At 53.5% G+C, this 17805-nt stretch carries 16 protein-coding genes; 10 read left to right on the forward strand and 6 right to left on the reverse strand.

Annotated elements, in window-relative coordinates; translation table 11 throughout:
* The 3 genes from rph to ACIDF8_RS08435 are packed head-to-tail and all read right to left on the reverse strand — an operon-like array spanning position 1 to position 2606.
* Positions 1–720 (reverse strand): ribonuclease PH, encoded by a 720-nt coding sequence (rph, locus tag ACIDF8_RS08425; protein ID WP_412010172.1) that lies wholly within the window; start codon positions 718–720, stop codon positions 1–3.
* A gap of 12 nt (positions 721–732) precedes the next feature.
* Positions 733–1650, reverse strand: coding sequence for a PP2C family protein-serine/threonine phosphatase (locus ACIDF8_RS08430; RefSeq protein WP_412010173.1), 918 nt, complete (start codon positions 1648–1650; stop codon positions 733–735).
* Between the two features lie 20 nt (positions 1651–1670).
* A complete protein-coding gene (locus tag ACIDF8_RS08435; protein ID WP_412010174.1) occupies positions 1671–2606 on the reverse strand; it encodes a serine/threonine protein kinase in 936 nt (311 codons plus the stop codon).
* Positions 2607–2751: 145 nt separating this feature from the next.
* On the opposite strand from ACIDF8_RS08435, the gene ACIDF8_RS08440 reads away from it, so the two are divergent.
* The 9 genes from ACIDF8_RS08440 to recG all read left to right on the forward strand — a co-directional run bounded on the left by ACIDF8_RS08440 (position 2752) and on the right by recG (position 13132).
* Positions 2752–3645: a YicC/YloC family endoribonuclease gene (locus ACIDF8_RS08440; protein WP_412010175.1), complete on the forward strand. Its 894-nt coding sequence runs from the start codon at positions 2752–2754 to the stop codon at positions 3643–3645.
* A 181-nt stretch (positions 3646–3826) separates the two neighbouring features.
* Positions 3827–5320: a circularly permuted type 2 ATP-grasp protein gene (locus ACIDF8_RS08445; protein ID WP_412010176.1), complete on the forward strand. Its 1494-nt coding sequence runs from the start codon at positions 3827–3829 to the stop codon at positions 5318–5320.
* Complete coding sequence (locus ACIDF8_RS08450; protein WP_412010177.1) at positions 5314–6258, forward strand: alpha-E domain-containing protein; 945 nt, start codon at positions 5314–5316, stop codon at positions 6256–6258. Before ACIDF8_RS08445 ends, ACIDF8_RS08450 begins: the two co-directional genes overlap by 7 nt.
* A 77-nt stretch (positions 6259–6335) precedes the next feature.
* The gene (locus ACIDF8_RS08455) at positions 6336–7172 is read left to right on the forward strand and encodes a transglutaminase family protein (protein ID WP_412010178.1); all 837 of its coding nucleotides are present in this window, start codon (positions 6336–6338) and stop codon (positions 7170–7172) included.
* A 52-nt stretch (positions 7173–7224) separates the two neighbouring features.
* On the forward strand, positions 7225–7962 hold the full coding sequence (locus tag ACIDF8_RS08460) for a peptidase (protein ID WP_412010179.1): 738 nt from the start codon (positions 7225–7227) through the stop codon (positions 7960–7962).
* Positions 7959–8570 carry a guanylate kinase gene (gene gmk / locus ACIDF8_RS08465; protein WP_412010180.1) on the forward strand — a complete coding sequence of 204 codons (612 nt, stop codon included), beginning with the start codon at positions 7959–7961 and terminating at the stop codon, positions 8568–8570. The genes ACIDF8_RS08460 and gmk overlap by 4 nt, the downstream gene beginning before the upstream one ends.
* 44 nt (positions 8571–8614) lie before the next feature.
* Positions 8615–8830 (forward strand): DNA-directed RNA polymerase subunit omega, encoded by a 216-nt coding sequence (gene rpoZ / locus ACIDF8_RS08470; protein ID WP_412010181.1) that lies wholly within the window; start codon positions 8615–8617, stop codon positions 8828–8830.
* A gap of 6 nt (positions 8831–8836) precedes the next feature.
* Positions 8837–11053: a RelA/SpoT family protein gene (locus ACIDF8_RS08475; protein ID WP_412010182.1), complete on the forward strand. Its 2217-nt coding sequence runs from the start codon at positions 8837–8839 to the stop codon at positions 11051–11053.
* A gap of 15 nt (positions 11054–11068) precedes the next feature.
* Complete coding sequence (gene recG / locus ACIDF8_RS08480) at positions 11069–13132, forward strand: ATP-dependent DNA helicase RecG (protein ID WP_412010183.1); 2064 nt, start codon at positions 11069–11071, stop codon at positions 13130–13132.
* Between the two features lie 24 nt (positions 13133–13156).
* Here the strand turns inward: recG and ACIDF8_RS08485 are convergent, their stop codons facing one another.
* The 3 genes from ACIDF8_RS08485 to ACIDF8_RS08495 form a co-directional block, all read right to left on the reverse strand.
* Positions 13157–15142 carry a putative bifunctional diguanylate cyclase/phosphodiesterase gene (locus tag ACIDF8_RS08485; protein WP_412010184.1) on the reverse strand — a complete coding sequence of 662 codons (1986 nt, stop codon included), beginning with the start codon at positions 15140–15142 and terminating at the stop codon, positions 13157–13159.
* Between the two features lie 151 nt (positions 15143–15293).
* Positions 15294–15884, reverse strand: a complete 591-nt coding sequence (locus tag ACIDF8_RS08490) for an antibiotic biosynthesis monooxygenase (RefSeq protein WP_412010185.1) — start codon at positions 15882–15884, stop codon at positions 15294–15296.
* Between the two features lie 23 nt (positions 15885–15907).
* On the reverse strand, positions 15908–16798 hold the full coding sequence (locus tag ACIDF8_RS08495; protein ID WP_412010186.1) for a LysR family transcriptional regulator: 891 nt from the start codon (positions 16796–16798) through the stop codon (positions 15908–15910).
* A gap of 126 nt (positions 16799–16924) precedes the next feature.
* On the opposite strand from ACIDF8_RS08495, the gene ACIDF8_RS08500 reads away from it, so the two are divergent.
* Complete coding sequence (locus ACIDF8_RS08500) at positions 16925–17785, forward strand: pirin family protein (protein ID WP_412010187.1); 861 nt, start codon at positions 16925–16927, stop codon at positions 17783–17785.
* The last annotated feature ends 20 nt before the right edge of the window (positions 17786–17805 follow it).

Raw genomic sequence — 17805 nt, forward strand, 5'->3', positions numbered from 1 at the left:
TTAAGCGGCCAGTGCGGTTTTTTGAATCACGGAAATTTCGCTGATGCCTTTAGCGGCCAGGTCTAGCATCTGGTTCATGGTTTCACGCGCAAACGGTTCACCTTCGGCAGTGCCCTGAATTTCTACAAAACCACCTTTGCCGGTCATGACCACGTTCATGTCAGTATCGCAGTCGGAGTCTTCAATATAGTCCAGGTCTAACACTGGCGTACCTTGATAGACACCCACGGAAATAGCAGCCACAGAATCTTTGATCGGGCTTTCAGTCAGCAGGCCTTTTTGCAGCAAAGTGCTCACGGCATCCACCATGGCGACATAGGCGCCGGTAATACTGGCGGTGCGTGTGCCACCATCAGCCTGGATCACGTCACAGTCAAAGTGAATAGTGCGTTCACCGAGTTTTTCGAGGTCAATAATGGCGCGCAAGCTACGGCCGATCAGGCGCTGGATTTCTTGCGTACGGCCAGTTTGTTTACCGCGCGCGGCTTCGCGGTCCATGCGTGAACCTGTTGAACGTGGCAGCATGCCATATTCTGCCGTCACCCAGCCCTGGCCTTTGCCTTTTAAAAAGCCAGGCACTTTTTCTTCTACGCTGGCGGTGCAAATCACTTGCGTATCGCCAAATTTAACCAGCACAGAGCCTTCAGCATGCTTGGTGTAATGGCGGATGATTTCGATGGCACGCAACTGGTCGTTGGCGCGCTGGCTGGGTCTGGTCATGGTTACTTTCTCTTATTTAATCAATTGCCGGGTTCTGCCCAGCGCTTCTTGTATCTCGGCAATCGCCTTTTCAATTTCTTCGTCCGTCAGGTCTAAGGCATAAGGACTGGGCGTGGCCGGACTTTCATTCATCATGGTGGTGGTGACGTCTAGCGGTAAATCCAGCGTTGAGATCGTCAGCGGGGTAACTATGCGTTCGCCCCACTGCAACGCAATGGCGCTCATGTTATCACCAACGGTAAGACTGGCGGCATCAGCATCGTCAAGCAAGCGCGTGACGCCATCATGAATATCCGCCGCCAGCATATGTTGCGCCATGCTGATCTCGGACACCACATTCCAGACGCCATCCGAACACAGCAGCACCACATCGCCCTCGCGCAATGGAATCGGCGCGGTCAGTTCAACCTGTGGCTCGCGATCCCCGCCGACGCAATTATAAATTTTATTGCGGTGCGGATGATGGTTGACCTCGTCGGCGCGGATTTTACCCTCGCGCAACAAGGATTGCACCACGGAATGATCTTCGGTTTGAAACTCGACCAGGCCGTTGCGGTAAAGGTAAGCACGGGAATCGCCGACATGGGCGCAAAACAGTTTGTTGTGTTGGATCAACGCCACAACGATGGTGGTGCGCGGCGACTCTTGCAGGCGTTTTTGCAGGCGGACGCTTTCGATCACCTCATGCGCCTGCGCAATCTGCTCGCGCAAAAATTGGGCTGGTTGCGCAATCATGGGTTGTGACTCGCGCTGAAAGGCATCGATCATGGTTTTGACCGCGATTTCGGCCGCCACATCGCCATGCTGGTGACCGCCCATGCCATCTGCCAACACCATAAAAATGGCATGGCGGTGGTAAGAGTACGCCAGCCGGTCTTGGTTATAAGGTCGCGGCCCCTGGCGACTGCCTTGTGCAATGGTGAATTTCATAGGATGAATTTCATAGTGGCTTATAGTGGCTTGGTCAACACTTTAATAATTTTATCCACCAGCGAGCCACGCGGATCTTCAGCCACATGGATGCCGATCATTTTTTTCTGCAATGAAAATACACTTTGCGGCCTGAGCATGTAGTCGAGCTGCATACACTCATCAATAATCGCCAGCAATTTTTCAGAGTATATCTGTTTGCCAAGCTCGATGGCTGGCACCAAGGAGTCATTCTTGAGCCGCAGATTGGCAGCCACAGGCGAGGCGCGCTGCAAACAGGCATACATGCTGGCGCCTATGCTGTATATGTCGCTCCACGGGCCCAGGTGTTTGCGGTCTATGTATTGCTCCGGGGGCGCATAGCCGGGGGTGTAAGTCGGTGCTAACGACACCTCGGACAACGCCTGGCGCGCCGATCCGAAGTCCAGCAGCACCGGCGAGCCATCCAGGCGGATATAAATATTGGCCGGCTTGATATCCAGATGCAGCAATTTGCGCGAATGGACTTCGCGCAAACCATTGAGCAGCTCGACAAACATGCGGATCAGAAAACTCTCGGGCACAGGCTGCGCTAAGGCCATGATGTAGTCTTGCAGCGATTTGCCGCGCTCATATTTCATCACCATATAGACGGTGCTGTTGGCGCGGAAGAAGTTTTTCACACGCACGATATTTTTGTGCTCAATATTGGCCAGCGCCAGGCCTTCTTCAAAAAAGCACTTCATGCCATGTTTATAGGCGGCTTCATTTTTACCATTCGAGCGGATATGCGTGTCGCCTTCACGCTCGGCCAAGGTCACCGGCATGTATTCTTTGATGGCAACCGTGGTTTTTTGCGCATCTTGCGCCAGATAGACGAAACTAAACCCGCCCAGACTCAACACCTTAGTAATGGTGTAGTCATGCAGCAAGGTGCCTACCGGCAAGGCAAAATCGTATTTATGAGCGAGCTTCACTAGCGCTTTAACGTCACAATCATGGCTTTTATTAAGGGCGGCGCGTCAGTGAAAGCTGTGATTTGCGCAACGTGCCGCCTTGTTTGTAGCATTTTCGCATAACGATACCGCATTTGATACAATCAGCGGGTTTGCCAGGAGCCCAATGATGACGATAAAAAATTCCCCCACTAGCCAACCGATGTTAAGTATGACCGGCTTTGCGGCCACTGAAAGCCGTTTTACAGGTGGGCTGCTGCTGATTGAGCTACGGGCGGTTAACCACCGCTACCTGGAACTGAATGTCAAAATGGATGAGGCGCTACGCCAGTTTGAGGCGCAAGTGCGTGAATTGCTGCAATCGCGCCTGGGACGTGGCAAGGTGGAATGCCGGATCAGCCTCAAGAGCGATGCGGCAGTCGCCAATTTGACACTCAATGCGGAGATGGTGGGGCAAATCGCGCAAACCCTGACTGCACTGCAACAACATTTTCCGCAGGCACAACCCGTCAATCTGGTTGAAGTGCTCAAACTCCCAGGCGTTTGCCAAACCGAAAGCACGGATACCGAAGCCCTGGCGCAGAGCCTGCTGGATGGCTTGTCGCAGGCAATTGATGAATTGATTGCCGCACGCCAACGCGAAGGTGAAAAACTCAAACAAGTATTGCTTGACCGCCTGCAAGGCGTGCGTGAACAAATCAGTATCGTCAAACCGTTGTTACCTGCCCTGATCAATCAATATCAGGAAAAATTGACCGCTAAATTGCGTGAAGCGATGCAGTCAGAAGATGACCGTGTGCGCCAGGAAATCGTGCTGTATGCACAACGCATTGATGTCGATGAAGAACTGGCGCGGCTCAACTCGCATATTGTAGAAATGGACCGCATCCTCACTGCTGGCGGCACCATGGGTAAAAAGCTGGATTTTTTGATGCAGGAAATGAACCGTGAAGCCAACACCCTGGGCTCCAAATCGGTGGCGATTGAAACGACACAAGTCTCTATGCAATTGAAAGTGCTGATTGAGCAGATGCGCGAGCAGATTCAAAATATTGAATAACCCTATTTAAAACCTGGTCTGCACCAAAACCGTGATTCCAAAACGCACCAAAATGGTGCGTTTTGTTTTTTAACTCCCCTCACCAAAACCATAAGCAACTGATTTAAATAGATTTTATAGGCTGGCACACGGCTTGCTCTTGTTTAAATGAATTTTACAAGTAAGGCAAAGGTCCAGCACGATGACGCAAACGGCCAAACAGTTTTTTGATGAAATGCAGGGCTATGGGGGCAATATAAGGGCCATTTACCAGGCTTATAACCGCTGGTTGGCAAATGTGCCTACGCAGCAACTGGCGGCTAAGCGCGCGGAAGCAGAAGTCCTGTTCCGTCGTGTCGGGATTACTTTTAACGTTTATGGTGAAGAAGATGGCGCCGAGCGCCTGATTCCGTTTGATGTGATTCCGCGCATGATTTCGGCCAGTGAATGGGCGCATTTGTCCAAAGGCGCTGTACAGCGCGTACGTGCGCTCAACATGTTTTTGCATGATATCTACCACGATCAGGAAATCATCAAGGCGGGCATCGTCCCGCACAGTATTCTGACCAACGCGCAATACCGCCCGGAAATGGTGGGCGTGAATGTACCGAATCAGGTATATGCACATGTGGCCGGCATTGACCTGGTCCGCACCAGCGAATCCCAGTTTTACGTGCTCGAAGATAACCTGCGTACGCCTTCTGGCGTGTCTTATATGCTGGAAGACCGCAAGATGATGATGCGGCTATTCCCGGACTTGTTTAAAAAATACCCGATTGCACCCGTCGAACACTACCCCAGTGTGCTGTTGAATAATCTACGCTCTGTCGCCCAGACCGGGGTCACTGATCCGACCGTGGTGTTGCTGTCACCGGGCGCTTACAACAGTGCCTACTTTGAACATGCCTTCCTCGCCCAGCAAATGGGCATAGAACTGGTGGAAGGCCAGGATTTGTTTGTCCGTAATAACGCCGTCTATATGCGCACTACGCAAGGCCCGCAAAGGGTGGACGTGATTTACCGCCGCATTGACGACGACTTCCTCGACCCTCTGGTGTTCAAGCCCGATTCCCTGTTGGGCGTGCCAGGTCTGCTCTCCGTTTACCGCAATGGTGGCGTCACATTGGCCAACGCTGTAGGCACCGGCGTGGCCGATGACAAGGCGACGTATATTTACGTGCCGGAGATGATCAAGTTCTATCTGGGTGAGTCCCCCATCCTGCAGAACGTGCCTACGTATCAACTCAGCAAGGAAGATGATCTGGCCTATGTGCTGGATCATCTGCCCGAGCTGGTCGTCAAGGAAGTGCAGGGCTCCGGCGGCTACGGCATGCTGGTCGGCCCCACTGCCAGCAAGCAGGAAATTGAAGAATTCCGTTTACGCATTGTCTCCAAACCCGCCAACTATATTGCCCAACCGACGCTGGCGTTATCTACCTGCCCGACCCTGGTTGACCAGGGGATTGCGCCACGCCATGTGGATTTACGGCCTTTTGTCCTGTCTGGCAAAACGGTCAGCGTGGTGCCAGGCGGTTTGTCACGCGTGGCGCTCAAAGAAGGGTCATTGGTGGTCAACTCCTCGCAAGGGGGCGGCACCAAAGATACCTGGGTGCTGGAGCGGGACGATGTATGTGTAGAAACCGTGCAGTCACAAATGGCTGCCCAACAAGTAACGCAAGAGGCCGTCATATGTTAAGCCGTACCGCAGATCACTTATATTGGATGGCACGTTACATCGAGCGCGCTGAAAACGTCGCCCGTGTGCTGGACGTGACTTATAACATGTCCTTATTGCCTTCAGACAGCAGCAACGAAGCCGAACTATGGGATGCCGTGCTTGAAATTGCCGGCATCCGCGATATTTACGATGGCCTCTATAAAGAGCTGTCGGCCGCCAATGTCATCAAACATCTGGTGATGGATAGCCAGAATCCATCAAGCATTTACAGCTCGTTACGTAGTGCGCGTGAAAACGCCCGTGCCGTGCGCGTTGCCATGACCACCGAAACCTGGGAAAACATGAACACGCTGTGGATCGAGTTTGGGCAGTACATCAAACAGGACCTGACCCAATCCGGTTTAAGCGAGTTTTGCGAATGGGTAAAAAGCCGTTCGCACCTGTTCCGCGGCGTCTGTTTTGGCACCATGCTGCGTGACGAAGCCTTTAGTTTTGTGCGCCTGGGAACCTTCATGGAACGTGCTGACAATACGGCGCGCCTGCTGGATGTGAAATATGAATACCTGATCCCCATGCAGGAAGCCAATGATGGCGCGGTCGACTACTATGAATGGAGCGCAGTATTACGCTCGGTGTCAGCGTTTCAGGCATATCAAAAAGTCTACCGCGATGCGATTGAGCCGACCAAAGTGTCTGAATTACTGATTCTGCGTGAAGACATGCCGCGTTCGCTGCATGCCTGCTATGCAGAGATCATGCCTATCTTGCGCCAGGTTGCTGGTAGCCGCAACACCGAAGCTGAACGGCTGGCTGGGCAGATGCATGCCAGACTGCATTACGGCCGCATGCTGGATATCTTAAAAGATGGCGTCCATCATTTTCTGGATGAATTTATCCTGGCCAACCGCAAACTGGGCGAGGAAATACAACGTAATTTTTTAAGCGCCACTACCTGACGCCGGATACCCGATTGCCATGATCCCCTCATGCGCAGGTTGCTAACAGCACTGCGCTTTTTTATTTGGGAAGCGCCATGCAGTTAACCATCGAACATCAAACCCAATACGTGTATAGCGAAAGTGTGCCATACACCATACAGCAGCTACGGCTGACGCCGCGTAGCGACCCACGCCAGCAAGTCAAACAGTGGGAGATCAAAGTGGCGGGACAGCTGACGCCATTTGAAGATGCATTTGGCAACCAGGCACATACGCTGGTCATCGACCACCCTCACCAGGCGTTATTGATCACGGTCAGCGGTGAGGTCGATACCCGGCAGGCACAAAGCAGCCCCGCCGACGCATTACCGCTAGCGCTTTTTTTGCGTGAGACCCCGCTGACCCAGCCAGATGACGCTATCGCTGGCTTTGTCCAAGCATTTGCGCATGCCCCGGCGCTGGAAATGATGCAGGCCCTGCGCGAACGCATGCAATACAGCAAAGGCGCTACGCAAGTGACCACGCCAGCGGCGCTGGCGTTCCAATTGGGCAAAGGGGTCTGCCAGGACCATGCACATGCTTTTATTGCCTGCTGCCGCAGCCTGGGCTGGCCTGCACGTTATGTGAGCGGCTACCTGTTTACCGAAGATGGCAGCCTGATGCAAACCCATGCCTGGGTGGAGGTCTGGCAGCACGACGCCTGGCTAGGACTGGATGTTTCCAATGGGAAGGTTGTCGACGAAACCCATATCAAACTGGCCGTGGGCCTGGATTACCGCAGTGCCAGCCCAGTGACGGGCTCACGCATGGGGGGCGGCCTGGAAGGCATGGCTAGTGTGGTGAGCGTCAACCGCCAGGCGGCCCTGAGTGAAGCCGAGCGGCACGCCCGTTTGCAGCAATTGCACGCGCAGGCACAAGCTGCCCAGCAATAGCAGCACTCGCATGCTATGATGATTTTTTAACCGGATAAATGACTGACTTGCAATGACTTACTGTGTAGGAATCCTGCTGGAACAAGGCCTGGTCCTGGCCTCTGACACGCGTACCAATGCCGGCGTGGACCAGGTGGCGATTGCGCCCAAAATGCATGTCTTCGAGGTGCCAGGGGAACGCATGATTGTGCTGCTGACCGCTGGCAATCTGGCAATCACGCAATCGGTAGTCAACTTGTGCCGTGAGCAACTCAAATCGGCAGAAAGCCATGCCCACTTGCACAACGTGCACTCGATGTTTGAAGCCGCCAGCGTTGTTGGCGCCGCCATGCGCAGCGTGCATCAGCGCGATGGCAAAGCACTGAAAGAACACGGCATAGACTTTAGTGCCAGCGTGCTGGTCGCCGGGCAAATCAAGGGCGAAAAGCCACGCCTGTTTAATGTGTATGCCGCCGGTAACTTTATCGAAGCCACGCCGGATACACCTTATCTGCAAATCGGTGAAACCAAATATGGCAAACCGATCATTGATCGTGTGATCAAACATCAAACCAACCTGACAGATGCGGTAAAATGCGTGCTGATTTCTTTTGATTCCACCATCCGCAGCAATATTTCTGTGGCTTTACCGATTGATTTGATGATATACCGAACTGACACTTTAAGCGCCGGCTGCCGGCAACGCCTGACCGAAGATGACCCTTGTTACGCCAGCATCCGCAAAGGCTGGGGTGAAGGCCTGAAAGCCGTATTTTCTTCACTGCCTGACCCGGAATGGTGTGCTTCATGAGTCACGGCCATTTGTTTATTATCTCGGCGGCGTCTGGCGCTGGCAAAACCAGCCTGGTGCGAGCCATGCTCGCGCAAGATCCTATCCTGAAACTCTCTGTTTCGCACACCACGCGGGCGCCGCGGCCAGGTGAAGAAGACGGCATCCACTATCACTTTGTATCAGAGCCGGAATTTCTGCAGATCCTAGACAGTGGTGGCTTTCTGGAAAGCGCGCATGTCCATAGCGCCCGCTATGGCACGGCGCAAAGCGAAGTAGAAGGTGCACTGGCGGCCGGGCGCGATGTGATTCTTGAAATCGACTGGCAAGGCGCGCAACAGATCAGAACCTTATTCCCCAATGCCACCTCTATCTTTATTCTGCCGCCTTCTATCGAAGCGCTCGCACACCGCCTGAACAGCCGTGGCCAGGACAGTGAAGCTGTGATTGCACAACGGCTGTCCGCCGCGCGCGCGGAGATGCGTCACGTGCATGAGTTTGATTATGTTACAATTAATGATAATTTTGACGTGGCCTTGCAGGATCTGATGGCGATTGTTCGCGCCCAGCGCTTGCAGTTAAACCGCCAGGTAGCCTGCCACGCGTCATTGATTCAATCACTTACCTAAGCTGGCTCCCGCCAGGCTGATGGTTCAAACAGATAGAGGTTTTTATGGCACGTATTACTGTCGACGATTGCTTGGACAACATCCCTAACCGTTTTCAATTGACCCTGGTGGCTGCTTACCGCGCCAGACAATTGGCCAATGGGTCTGATCCGCTGGTGAATGGTTACTCACAAAAAGACAAAGCGACCGTGATTGCCTTGCGCGAAATCGCCGCTGGCAAAGTTGGCGTTGAGCTGTTAGCGAAAAAGGGCCACGCTTAAGCAGCCATGCCCCAGACATCAGGCGACCACGCCCACCGCAAGTCCAAAGCCCACTTTGAAGAAGCGGACTTGCTCCCGGCTGACCGTGAGGATTCCCCCCTTACCCAGCTCATCCGCAAATATCTCACTGAAGAAGAAGTGCAACTGGTCTGGCAAGCGTATCGCTATGCCGACCAGGCGCATGCGGGCCAAATCCGTAAAACCGGTGAGCCCTATATCACCCACCCGATTTCCGTAGCCTGCATCCTGGCCAAGCTGCACCTGGATTTACCCACCCTACTCGCGGCATTGCTACATGATGTAGTGGAAGACACAGAGGTGGACACTGCCGCCATTGCCGAACGCTTTGGCAAACAGGTGGCGGATCTGGTTGATGGCCTGACTAAGTTGGACAAGGTCGAGCTACAAACGGCCACCCAGGCCCAGGCCGAAAACTTCCGCAAAATGCTACTGGCGATGAGCCAGGATGTGCGCGTGATTCTGGTCAAACTGGCCGACCGCCTGCATAACATGCAAACATTGGACGCGATGCGTCCTGAAAAACAGAAACGCATTGCGCGCGAAACGCTGGATATTTATGCGCCAATTGCCAACCGGCTGGGCCTGAACCCGATCTACCACGAGCTGGAAGACCTGAGCCTTAAGTATCTGTACCCCAACCGCTACCGCGTTATTGATAAAGCGATCCGGCTAGCGCGCGGCAACCGTAAAGAAGTCATCAGCAAAATCCTGGAAGCGATCCAGAATCAGCTGTCGCAATATGGCATTGAATACGACGTACAGGGCCGCGAAAAGCACCTGTTCAGTATTTATAAAAAGATGAGCGAAAAATCGATGAAATTGTCGCAAATTAACGACATTTACGGTTTTCGGGTGATCGTCAAGGACAATGCCGCCTGTTATCTGGCATTAGGTGCCTTGCATGCCTTGTATAAACCCATCCCTGGCCGCTTCAAGGATTACATCGCCATCCCGAAGGCCAATGGTTACCAGTCTTTGCATACCACACTGTTTGGCCCGTTTGGCACGCCAATTGAAGTGCAAATCCGTAGCCAGGAAATGCACAATATTGCCGATGCGGGCGTGGCGGCGCACTGGCTGTATAAAACTACCGATGCCCACCTGACCAAGCTTCAACAACAAACTCACCAGTGGCTGCAACGGTTGGTGGAAATCCAGACCGAGAGTGACGATAGTCATGAATTCCTGGAGAACTTCAAGGTCGACCTGTTCCCGGATGAGGTGTATGTGTTTACGCCCAAAGGCAACATCATGGCTTTGCCGCGCGGCTCGACGGCGGTTGATTTTGCTTATGCCGTGCACTCGGATGTCGGCAACAGTTGCGTTGCGGTCAAAATTAATAACGAACTGGCGCCATTACGCAGTGAAATGCGCAATGGTGACCATGTGGAGATCATTACTGCGCCGCTGGCCAAACCTAACCCGGCCTGGCTCAACTATGTGGTCACCGGCAAGGCGCGCTCACATATCCGCCATTACCTGAAAACCGTTAAGGTTGAAGAATCGGCGCAACTGGGCGAACGTATGTTGAATGTCGCCTTGCGCGCCATGCATATCGAGCCGGCCGAGATTAGCGACAAGCAATGGCAAAAAGTCATGAATGACTACGGCAGCAAAACCCGCCAGGCCATTTTGACCGATATCGGCCTAGGTAAACGTAACAGCCTGATGGTAGCGCACCAGCTGCTGGCGCATCCGACTGAGGCCGAAGAGAAGGCCGGCAAGGTACTTGATACCATTACCATCCGTGGCTCTGAGGGCATGGCTGTTCAATTTGCGCCTTGCTGCCGCCCGATTCCAGGCGACCCCATCCTAGGCTTTATCAACAAAGACAAAGGCTTAGTTATTCACACGCATGATTGCCCGGCCATCCGCAAATTCCGCCTAGATCCTGAAAAATGGCTGGATGTGGAATGGGATGCCGATCCGAAAAAACTGTTTAGCGTCAACCTGCGCATCACGGTGGTGGATGAGCGCGGCATGCTGGCCAAGATTGCGGCCACCATTTCCAATGCAGAAGCCAATATTGACAATGTCAGCGTAGAGACCAGCGATGGCAGCCAATACTCCAACGTCAACTTTACCTTACAGGTCCATAACCGCGTGCATCTGGCAACCTTGATCCGCAACCTGCGCAAGATTCAGCAAATCGTGCGCATTAACCGCGTCAAAGGCAACCAGGTGGAGCAGCGTATCCAGTAAGCCTGGCCAAATTGCATGCGTGCCTTGAGCGAAATCAAAGGTTTGTCGCCTGCCCTACGTAGCCAATTAGACAAGCTAGGCATTGCCTCAGTGGAGGCCTTGCTCCTTCATCTGCCGCTGCGCTATCTGGATGAAACCCGCATTACCGCCATCCGCGATTTACGCTTGGGTGAACAAACACAGGTCGAAGGCGTGGTAGTGCATCAAGAGGTCAGCTACAAACCCCGCAAGGCGCTCAACGTCAGCCTGCAAGATGACACGGGCATCCTGCATTTACGTTTTTTGCATTTTTATCCCAGCCAGGTGGCAGCCATGCAAACAGGCCAGCGCTTGCGCGTCTTCGGAGAAGTCCGCAGCGGCTTATTTGGCTATGAAATGGTGCATCCCACCCAACGCAAAGTCACAGAAGAGACGCCGGTGAACCAGGCGCTGACCCCGGTCTACCCGACCACTGCCGGACTCAGCCAGAATAATCTGCGCAAAGCCGTCAACCTGGTATTACACCCTGAGTTTTTAGCCGAAACACTGCCAGACTGGGTATATTACCCGCTGGCCTTACCTGACTTTGCCAGCAGCATTCACCTGTTGCACCAGCCGTCGCCAGACAGTCCGCTCGCCAGCCTGGAAGACCGCAGCCATCCCGCCTGGCAACGCTTGGCTTATGACGAGTTGCTGGCCCAACAGCTCTCCATGCGCCAGCATTATGCGCGGCGCCAACGCGCCAGCGCTCCCGCCATTGCCGACAGCCATGCACTCGCAGACCAATTACTGGCCATGCTGCCGTTTGCGCTGACCGCGGCTCAGAACAAGGTTGTTGCAGAAATCCGCCGCGACCTGGCCCAACCCTACCCCATGCAGCGCCTGTTGCAAGGCGATGTCGGTAGCGGCAAAACCATTGTCGCCTGCCTAGCGGCGCTGCAACTGCTTGAGCACGGCTGGCAGGTGGCGATGATGGCGCCGACTGAAATCCTGGCCGAACAACACTACAAAAAACTCAGCGGCTGGCTACACCCGTTGGGCATCACCGTGGCGTGGCTGACTGGTAGCCAACCCAAAAAAGAACGTGAGCAATCACTGTCAATGATTGCCAGTGGTGAAGCCATGCTGGCCGTGGGTACGCATGCACTATTTCAGGAGGATGTGCAGTTCAGGCAATTAGGGCTGGCCATCGTCGACGAGCAACACCGCTTTGGGGTCGGCCAGCGGTTGGCGCTCAGGAAAAAAGGCGCGACCAATGGGCCTGCAGCCACCCTCGAACCCCATCAGCTCATGATGTCGGCCACACCGATCCCGCGTACTTTATCCATGAGTTATTATGCCGACCTGGATGTGTCGGTGATTGATGAATTACCGCCAGGCAGAACGCCCATCGTGACCAAGCTGGTCGCCGATGACCGGCGTGAAGAAATCCTGCAGCGCGTCTATGAGGCTTGCACGCAAGGGCACCAAGCCTACTGGGTATGCCCGTTGATTGAAGAGTCTGAGGCTTTGCAATTGCAAACCGCGAATGACACCTTTGCCACCCTGCAGCAGGTATTTCCAACACTCAAGGTCGGGTTGGTGCATGGCCGCATGAAACCGATCGAAAAACAGGCCGTCATGCAGGCGTTTGCTGCCAATGAGATCCAGTTGCTGGTAGCTACCACCGTGATTGAGGTGGGCGTGGATGTGCCGAATGCGAGTTTAATGGTGATTGAACACGCAGAGCGCATGGGCTTAAGCCAGTTACATCAGTTACGCGGACGCGTTGGACGTGGCGCGGCCAAAAGTACTTGTATCCTGCTCTATAGCAAACAGCAATGCTCACAAATTGGCCGTCAGCGGCTAAAAGTGATTTATGAGAGCAATGATGGCTTTGCCATTGCGCAGGCAGACTTGCAAATCCGCGGGCCGGGTGAGCTGTTAGGCACCCGCCAAAGTGGGGTTCCCATGCTTAAAATTGCCGATCTGGAACGGGATGAACACCTGCTGGCCGCCGCCAAACCCGTGGCAGAAAAGTTGTTGCGGACTGAACCCGCAGCGGTGAGCGCACACTTGCAACGCTGGCTAAGCCAGGCTGAGGAATGGATTAAGGTTTAACGCGGGATGATCCTTGAGCGCGGCCTAGGCACCCTGCTGCACTCTGGCCAAAGGTACCGGGATAGCAGGCACCCTTTGCATGAGGATGGACTGCAGGCAATCTTCAAACTCGGCGAGCGGAACCGGCTTGCTAAACAAATACCCCTGAAAGCTGTGGCAACCCATGTTTTGTAGCAAGGTCATCTGCTGCTGAAGCTCTACCCCCTCCGCGATCACCGAATGACTCAGGTTTTTGCCCATATTAATGATGGTTTGCACAATGAACGAATCGTAATTGTTATGCGCAATGTCCTTGATAAAACTGCGGTCTATCTTGAGTTCATCCAGAGGCAAGCGCCTGAGGACTGACAACGAGGACTGACCAATGCCAAAATCATCCAGTGAAAAAGTAATCCCCAGGGCTTTTAGGGCATTGATTTTGCCGATCACTTCATCCACATTTTTTACAATCAGGCTTTCGGTCAACTCCAGGCATAAATGACGCGCATCACAGCCAATGGTGTGCACGATGTCGGTCACCTGCTGCACAAAGTCTGGCTGACTGAACTGCTTGGCACTGACATTGACGGACAACTTGAGTGACGCCGTGTGCGTCGATGCTGCCCAATGTTTGAGTTGCAGGCAAGCTTGCGTCAGCACCCAATGGCCAATTGGCACAATGTCACCGGTTTCTTCCGCAATCGGGATAAATTGGTCCGGCGGGATCATGCCCAGCAAGGGATGCTGCCACCGTAACAAGACTTCCGCACCAATCGGCTGCTGCGCCTCATTCACCTGGATCTGGTAATACAACAATAGTTGATTGCCCTGCAAGGCAAATGCCAGTTCATTTTCCAGCGTTGCGCGTTGCTCAATGGCTGGATGCGCACTCTCGTCATACATCTGGATGCTGTTGAGCTTATCCGACTTTTTGGCCTGATACATGGCAATATCGGCGCGACGCAATACTTCTTCTTCATCGTAGCGATCGCCTTGGAACAGGCAAATGCCAATACTGGGCGATGTCCGGTATAGACACTCTTGCAACTCAAACGGCGCAGAAAACACAGCCATCATATTCTCAGCTGCCCGGTGCGCGGCCACCACCGCTTCAGCCTTTTCTGTAGAAAGCTCATCCAGCACGGCGATAAACTCGTCTCCGCCCATGCGCGCAATGGTATCGCGCTTGCGCAAACTCAAGGATAAACGCGCGGCTACTTGCTGTAATAACTCATCCCCGGCCTGATGGCCCTTGCTGTCATTGAGCCCCTTAAAATTATTCAAATCCAGACTGATGACCGCGCCATAACTTTTATGACGCGCACAACGAGCAAATGACTGGTTGAGCCGATCTGCTAACAAGCGCCGGTTAGGCAGCCCGGTTAAAAAATCATAGTAGGCCAGTTGGTGGACTTTTTTATTATCCAGGTTAGACGCAATCCGCAGCATGATGTTGTCACGCAAGCTGCTTGCCAGGCTACGGCCAGCGACCGTCACATAAAATACATAGACAATAAACAGCACTGCCAACGCTAATGACACCGGTGTGCCATGCAACACAAACCGCGGAATCATGAATAACACAATGCCACCCGTAAACAGATTACTGGTGATGGTATCCACAGAATAAATGACGATGCCGGCCCCAGAGACGCCAACCAAGGCAAAAATCAGGAACGCCTGGTGTTCGGTGTCGGTTTCTGGAAACAGCAGGATGCCAGCAACGCCCCAGGCGATGCCGCAAAACAGCGAAGTGGCCCGAAACCACTGTAACCACTGCCGGGTATGTGCCTCGCGCAATGGGTCTTTAGCATATTGATAGGTTAAAAAGGCGCGTGTGCCATAAGCGAGCACAAACAGCACACTCCAGATCAGCAATATCTCTGGCGCAATCAGCTGTCGCTGAACGAGCAATAGCGCGGCCATGACAATAAACGCCGCCAGTAATGACCTGCGATTATTGGCATAAAGCATGTCCACAATTTCGATGTGTAGCGCTGATGATTCTGCCGTGTGGTTCAAGGCATGCATCCCCCTGCCTATAATTGTTAATATCTTAACAACGGTTAAAGCGGCTGATACTTTAATTGCTTATATTGGCATGATGCGCCGAAAAATTAAAAATGGCAGTGGGGATGCCAGCATTTTTAGCTGAAAAATGGCAAAAATATACTAAGAAATGTCAGCGGTGCAACCACTCGCGGACTAGCCGGGTATAGGGTGGCATCACGACATACACCATAAGTGCAACGACCAGCCCGGTCACACACAAGGTATGCAGCAAGCGGGATTGCGGGAGACCAGCCTGATCCAGCCATGGCATTACCCCTGACACAAACAATGTGTCCACCAGGCTCACCAGTGGAAAAATCGCCGACCAGGTCAGCACAAACTGCTTCCAGCGCACAGGCAGTTTGACAGCTGGTTGTTGCGCCGTCATAAACAAAAAATCCAAGCCGCTACTGACCCAGTAATGATCCGCCTTGACGAGTAACGGGGTGATTTGATCTATCAATGCCTGCCGTTGCGGCGAATCCAGCCATTGTTTGAGATAGTCCTCGTTTTGATAACGGATGATGACTGAGTAGGTTTGGGTGTAGCCCGCAATCGGCCGGATAATATGCCAATCGAGCAAGCCGGCAGAGGCCCTGCAAAGAGGACCTATCTTTGTCAGCCACTGCTCATAGGCGGGCTGGTGCGCGGGGCTAACTTGATGCGTAATGACGACACTGGCACCCTCGGCGGCAGTTTCCATGATTGGCGGCTTTTCCATAGGCATCCTTTGATTTACGAAGACTAGGCAACAAACAGTGGTTTGAGCGCGGTGACAGACAGGTCAATGAATCCACGCAGTTTGGGTGGCATAAAGCGCTGTTTTGGGTAAACCAAATGCACCGCGTCAGCCTGGCCACGCCATTCTGGCAGGATACGTTGCAAGCCCCCCTGCTGCACCGAGGACTGGCAAATAAAGGTAGGCAGCAACGCCACCCCCTGTCCATTCTCGGCCATGGTTTTGACCACGCCGATATTGTTTACCAGCAAGCGCCCTGGCAAGGGCACTCGAATATCGTTCATGCCACGTTGCAAATCCCAATGGTGACGCCCCATGGGGGTGAACTGTACACAGGGGTGCTTTGCCAATTCAACGGGGGAAGTCATCGGCTTGGCCTGCTGTAAATAAGTAGGGCTCGCAAACAATGCCCATTGGATAGTCCCAAGTGATTTGGCAATCAAGCTGGAATCACGCAACTCTCCCATGCGGATCGCCACATCCACCCCCTCTGCAACCAAATCGACATAGCGCTCGGTCAACCACAGCTCCAAAGATAGTGCGGGATAACGCTGTTGTGTTTCCGCCAGCAAATGTCCAAACAGGGCGTCGCCCAAATCTGCCGGCGCCGTCATTTTAAGCGTGCCTTGTGGCTGTTGCCTGGCCTCATCAAGGGCGGCTTCTGCTTCCATTAAATAGCCCAGACCGGTAGAAGCATGTTCAAAATAGAGGCTACCTGCCTCGGTTAAATGCAACCGGCGCGTGGTCCGTTGTAACAGCGTCACGCCCAGCCGCTGCTCCAGCCGCGCTACCCGCGTACTCACAGTGGAGGTCGGCAAACCCAATTGGCGCGCCGCTGCACTAAAACTACCGGCCTGAACCACCCTGACAAACACCGCCGCTTCGTTAAAATCCATGATCCAGCATCCAATTATTCATTTAATTGAAAAGTGATTTCACATTTAACCATCTAGTCGCCTAATTGTCATCTGTCTATAGTGTGAACCATGCAATCACGCACATCTCTGACAAAGGAGCACACGATGAAAAAACTGGCTTTTATCAAACGTAGCAACGGCAATCACTGGGTCGGTGACGGCTTTCCGGTACAGAGCATTTTTTCTTACCGTGATATCGCCAGTGATATTTCACCATTTTTGCTGATGGACTATGCGGGCCCGACTACTTTTGAGCCCACTACACATAGACGAGGCGTAGGCCAACACCCGCACCGTGGCTTTGAAACTGTCACCATCGTTTACGATGGCCAGGTTTCACACCATGACTCCACCAACGCGGGCGGCACCATCGGCCCAGGTGAAGTGCAATGGATGACCGCAGGTTCAGGCATCATTCATGAGGAATATCACGGCGATGATTACGCCCGCAGCGGCGGTCCATTTGAAATGATCCAGTTATGGGTCAACCTGCCAGCCAAGGACAAAATGACCGCACCGGGTTATCAAGGCATTACGCATGCACAGATTCCCGAGGTCAGCTTGCCTGAGAAGGCCGGTAAAGTGCGGGTGATCGCGGGCGAGTACGCCGGAAACACGGGCCCGGCCAAGACCTTCACGCCGATGAATGTATGGGATGTGCGCCTCAATGCCGGGACACGTACCACCTTCACCTTGCCAGAAGGCCACACCACCGCCATTTTTGTATTGCATGGCGCAGTGAAAACCGGCGAAGTGCATACTATCCGTCCAGCCGAGCTGGCGGTAATGCAGCGCGAAGGCAATGAGCTGGTATTGCAGGCCCAGCAAGACACCACGTTGCTATTGCTCAATGGTGAGCCGCTCAATGAGCCGGTGATCGGGCATGGTCCTTTTGTCATGAATAGCTGGGAGGAAATTGACCAGGCAATTAATGACTACAACCAGGGCCGCTTTGCCACCGCTTAAGGGCCAGGCATCTTTATCAC

Source organism: Methylophilus sp. 3sh_L (assembly GCF_046766015.1).
GTDB lineage: Bacteria > Pseudomonadota > Gammaproteobacteria > Burkholderiales > Methylophilaceae > Methylophilus.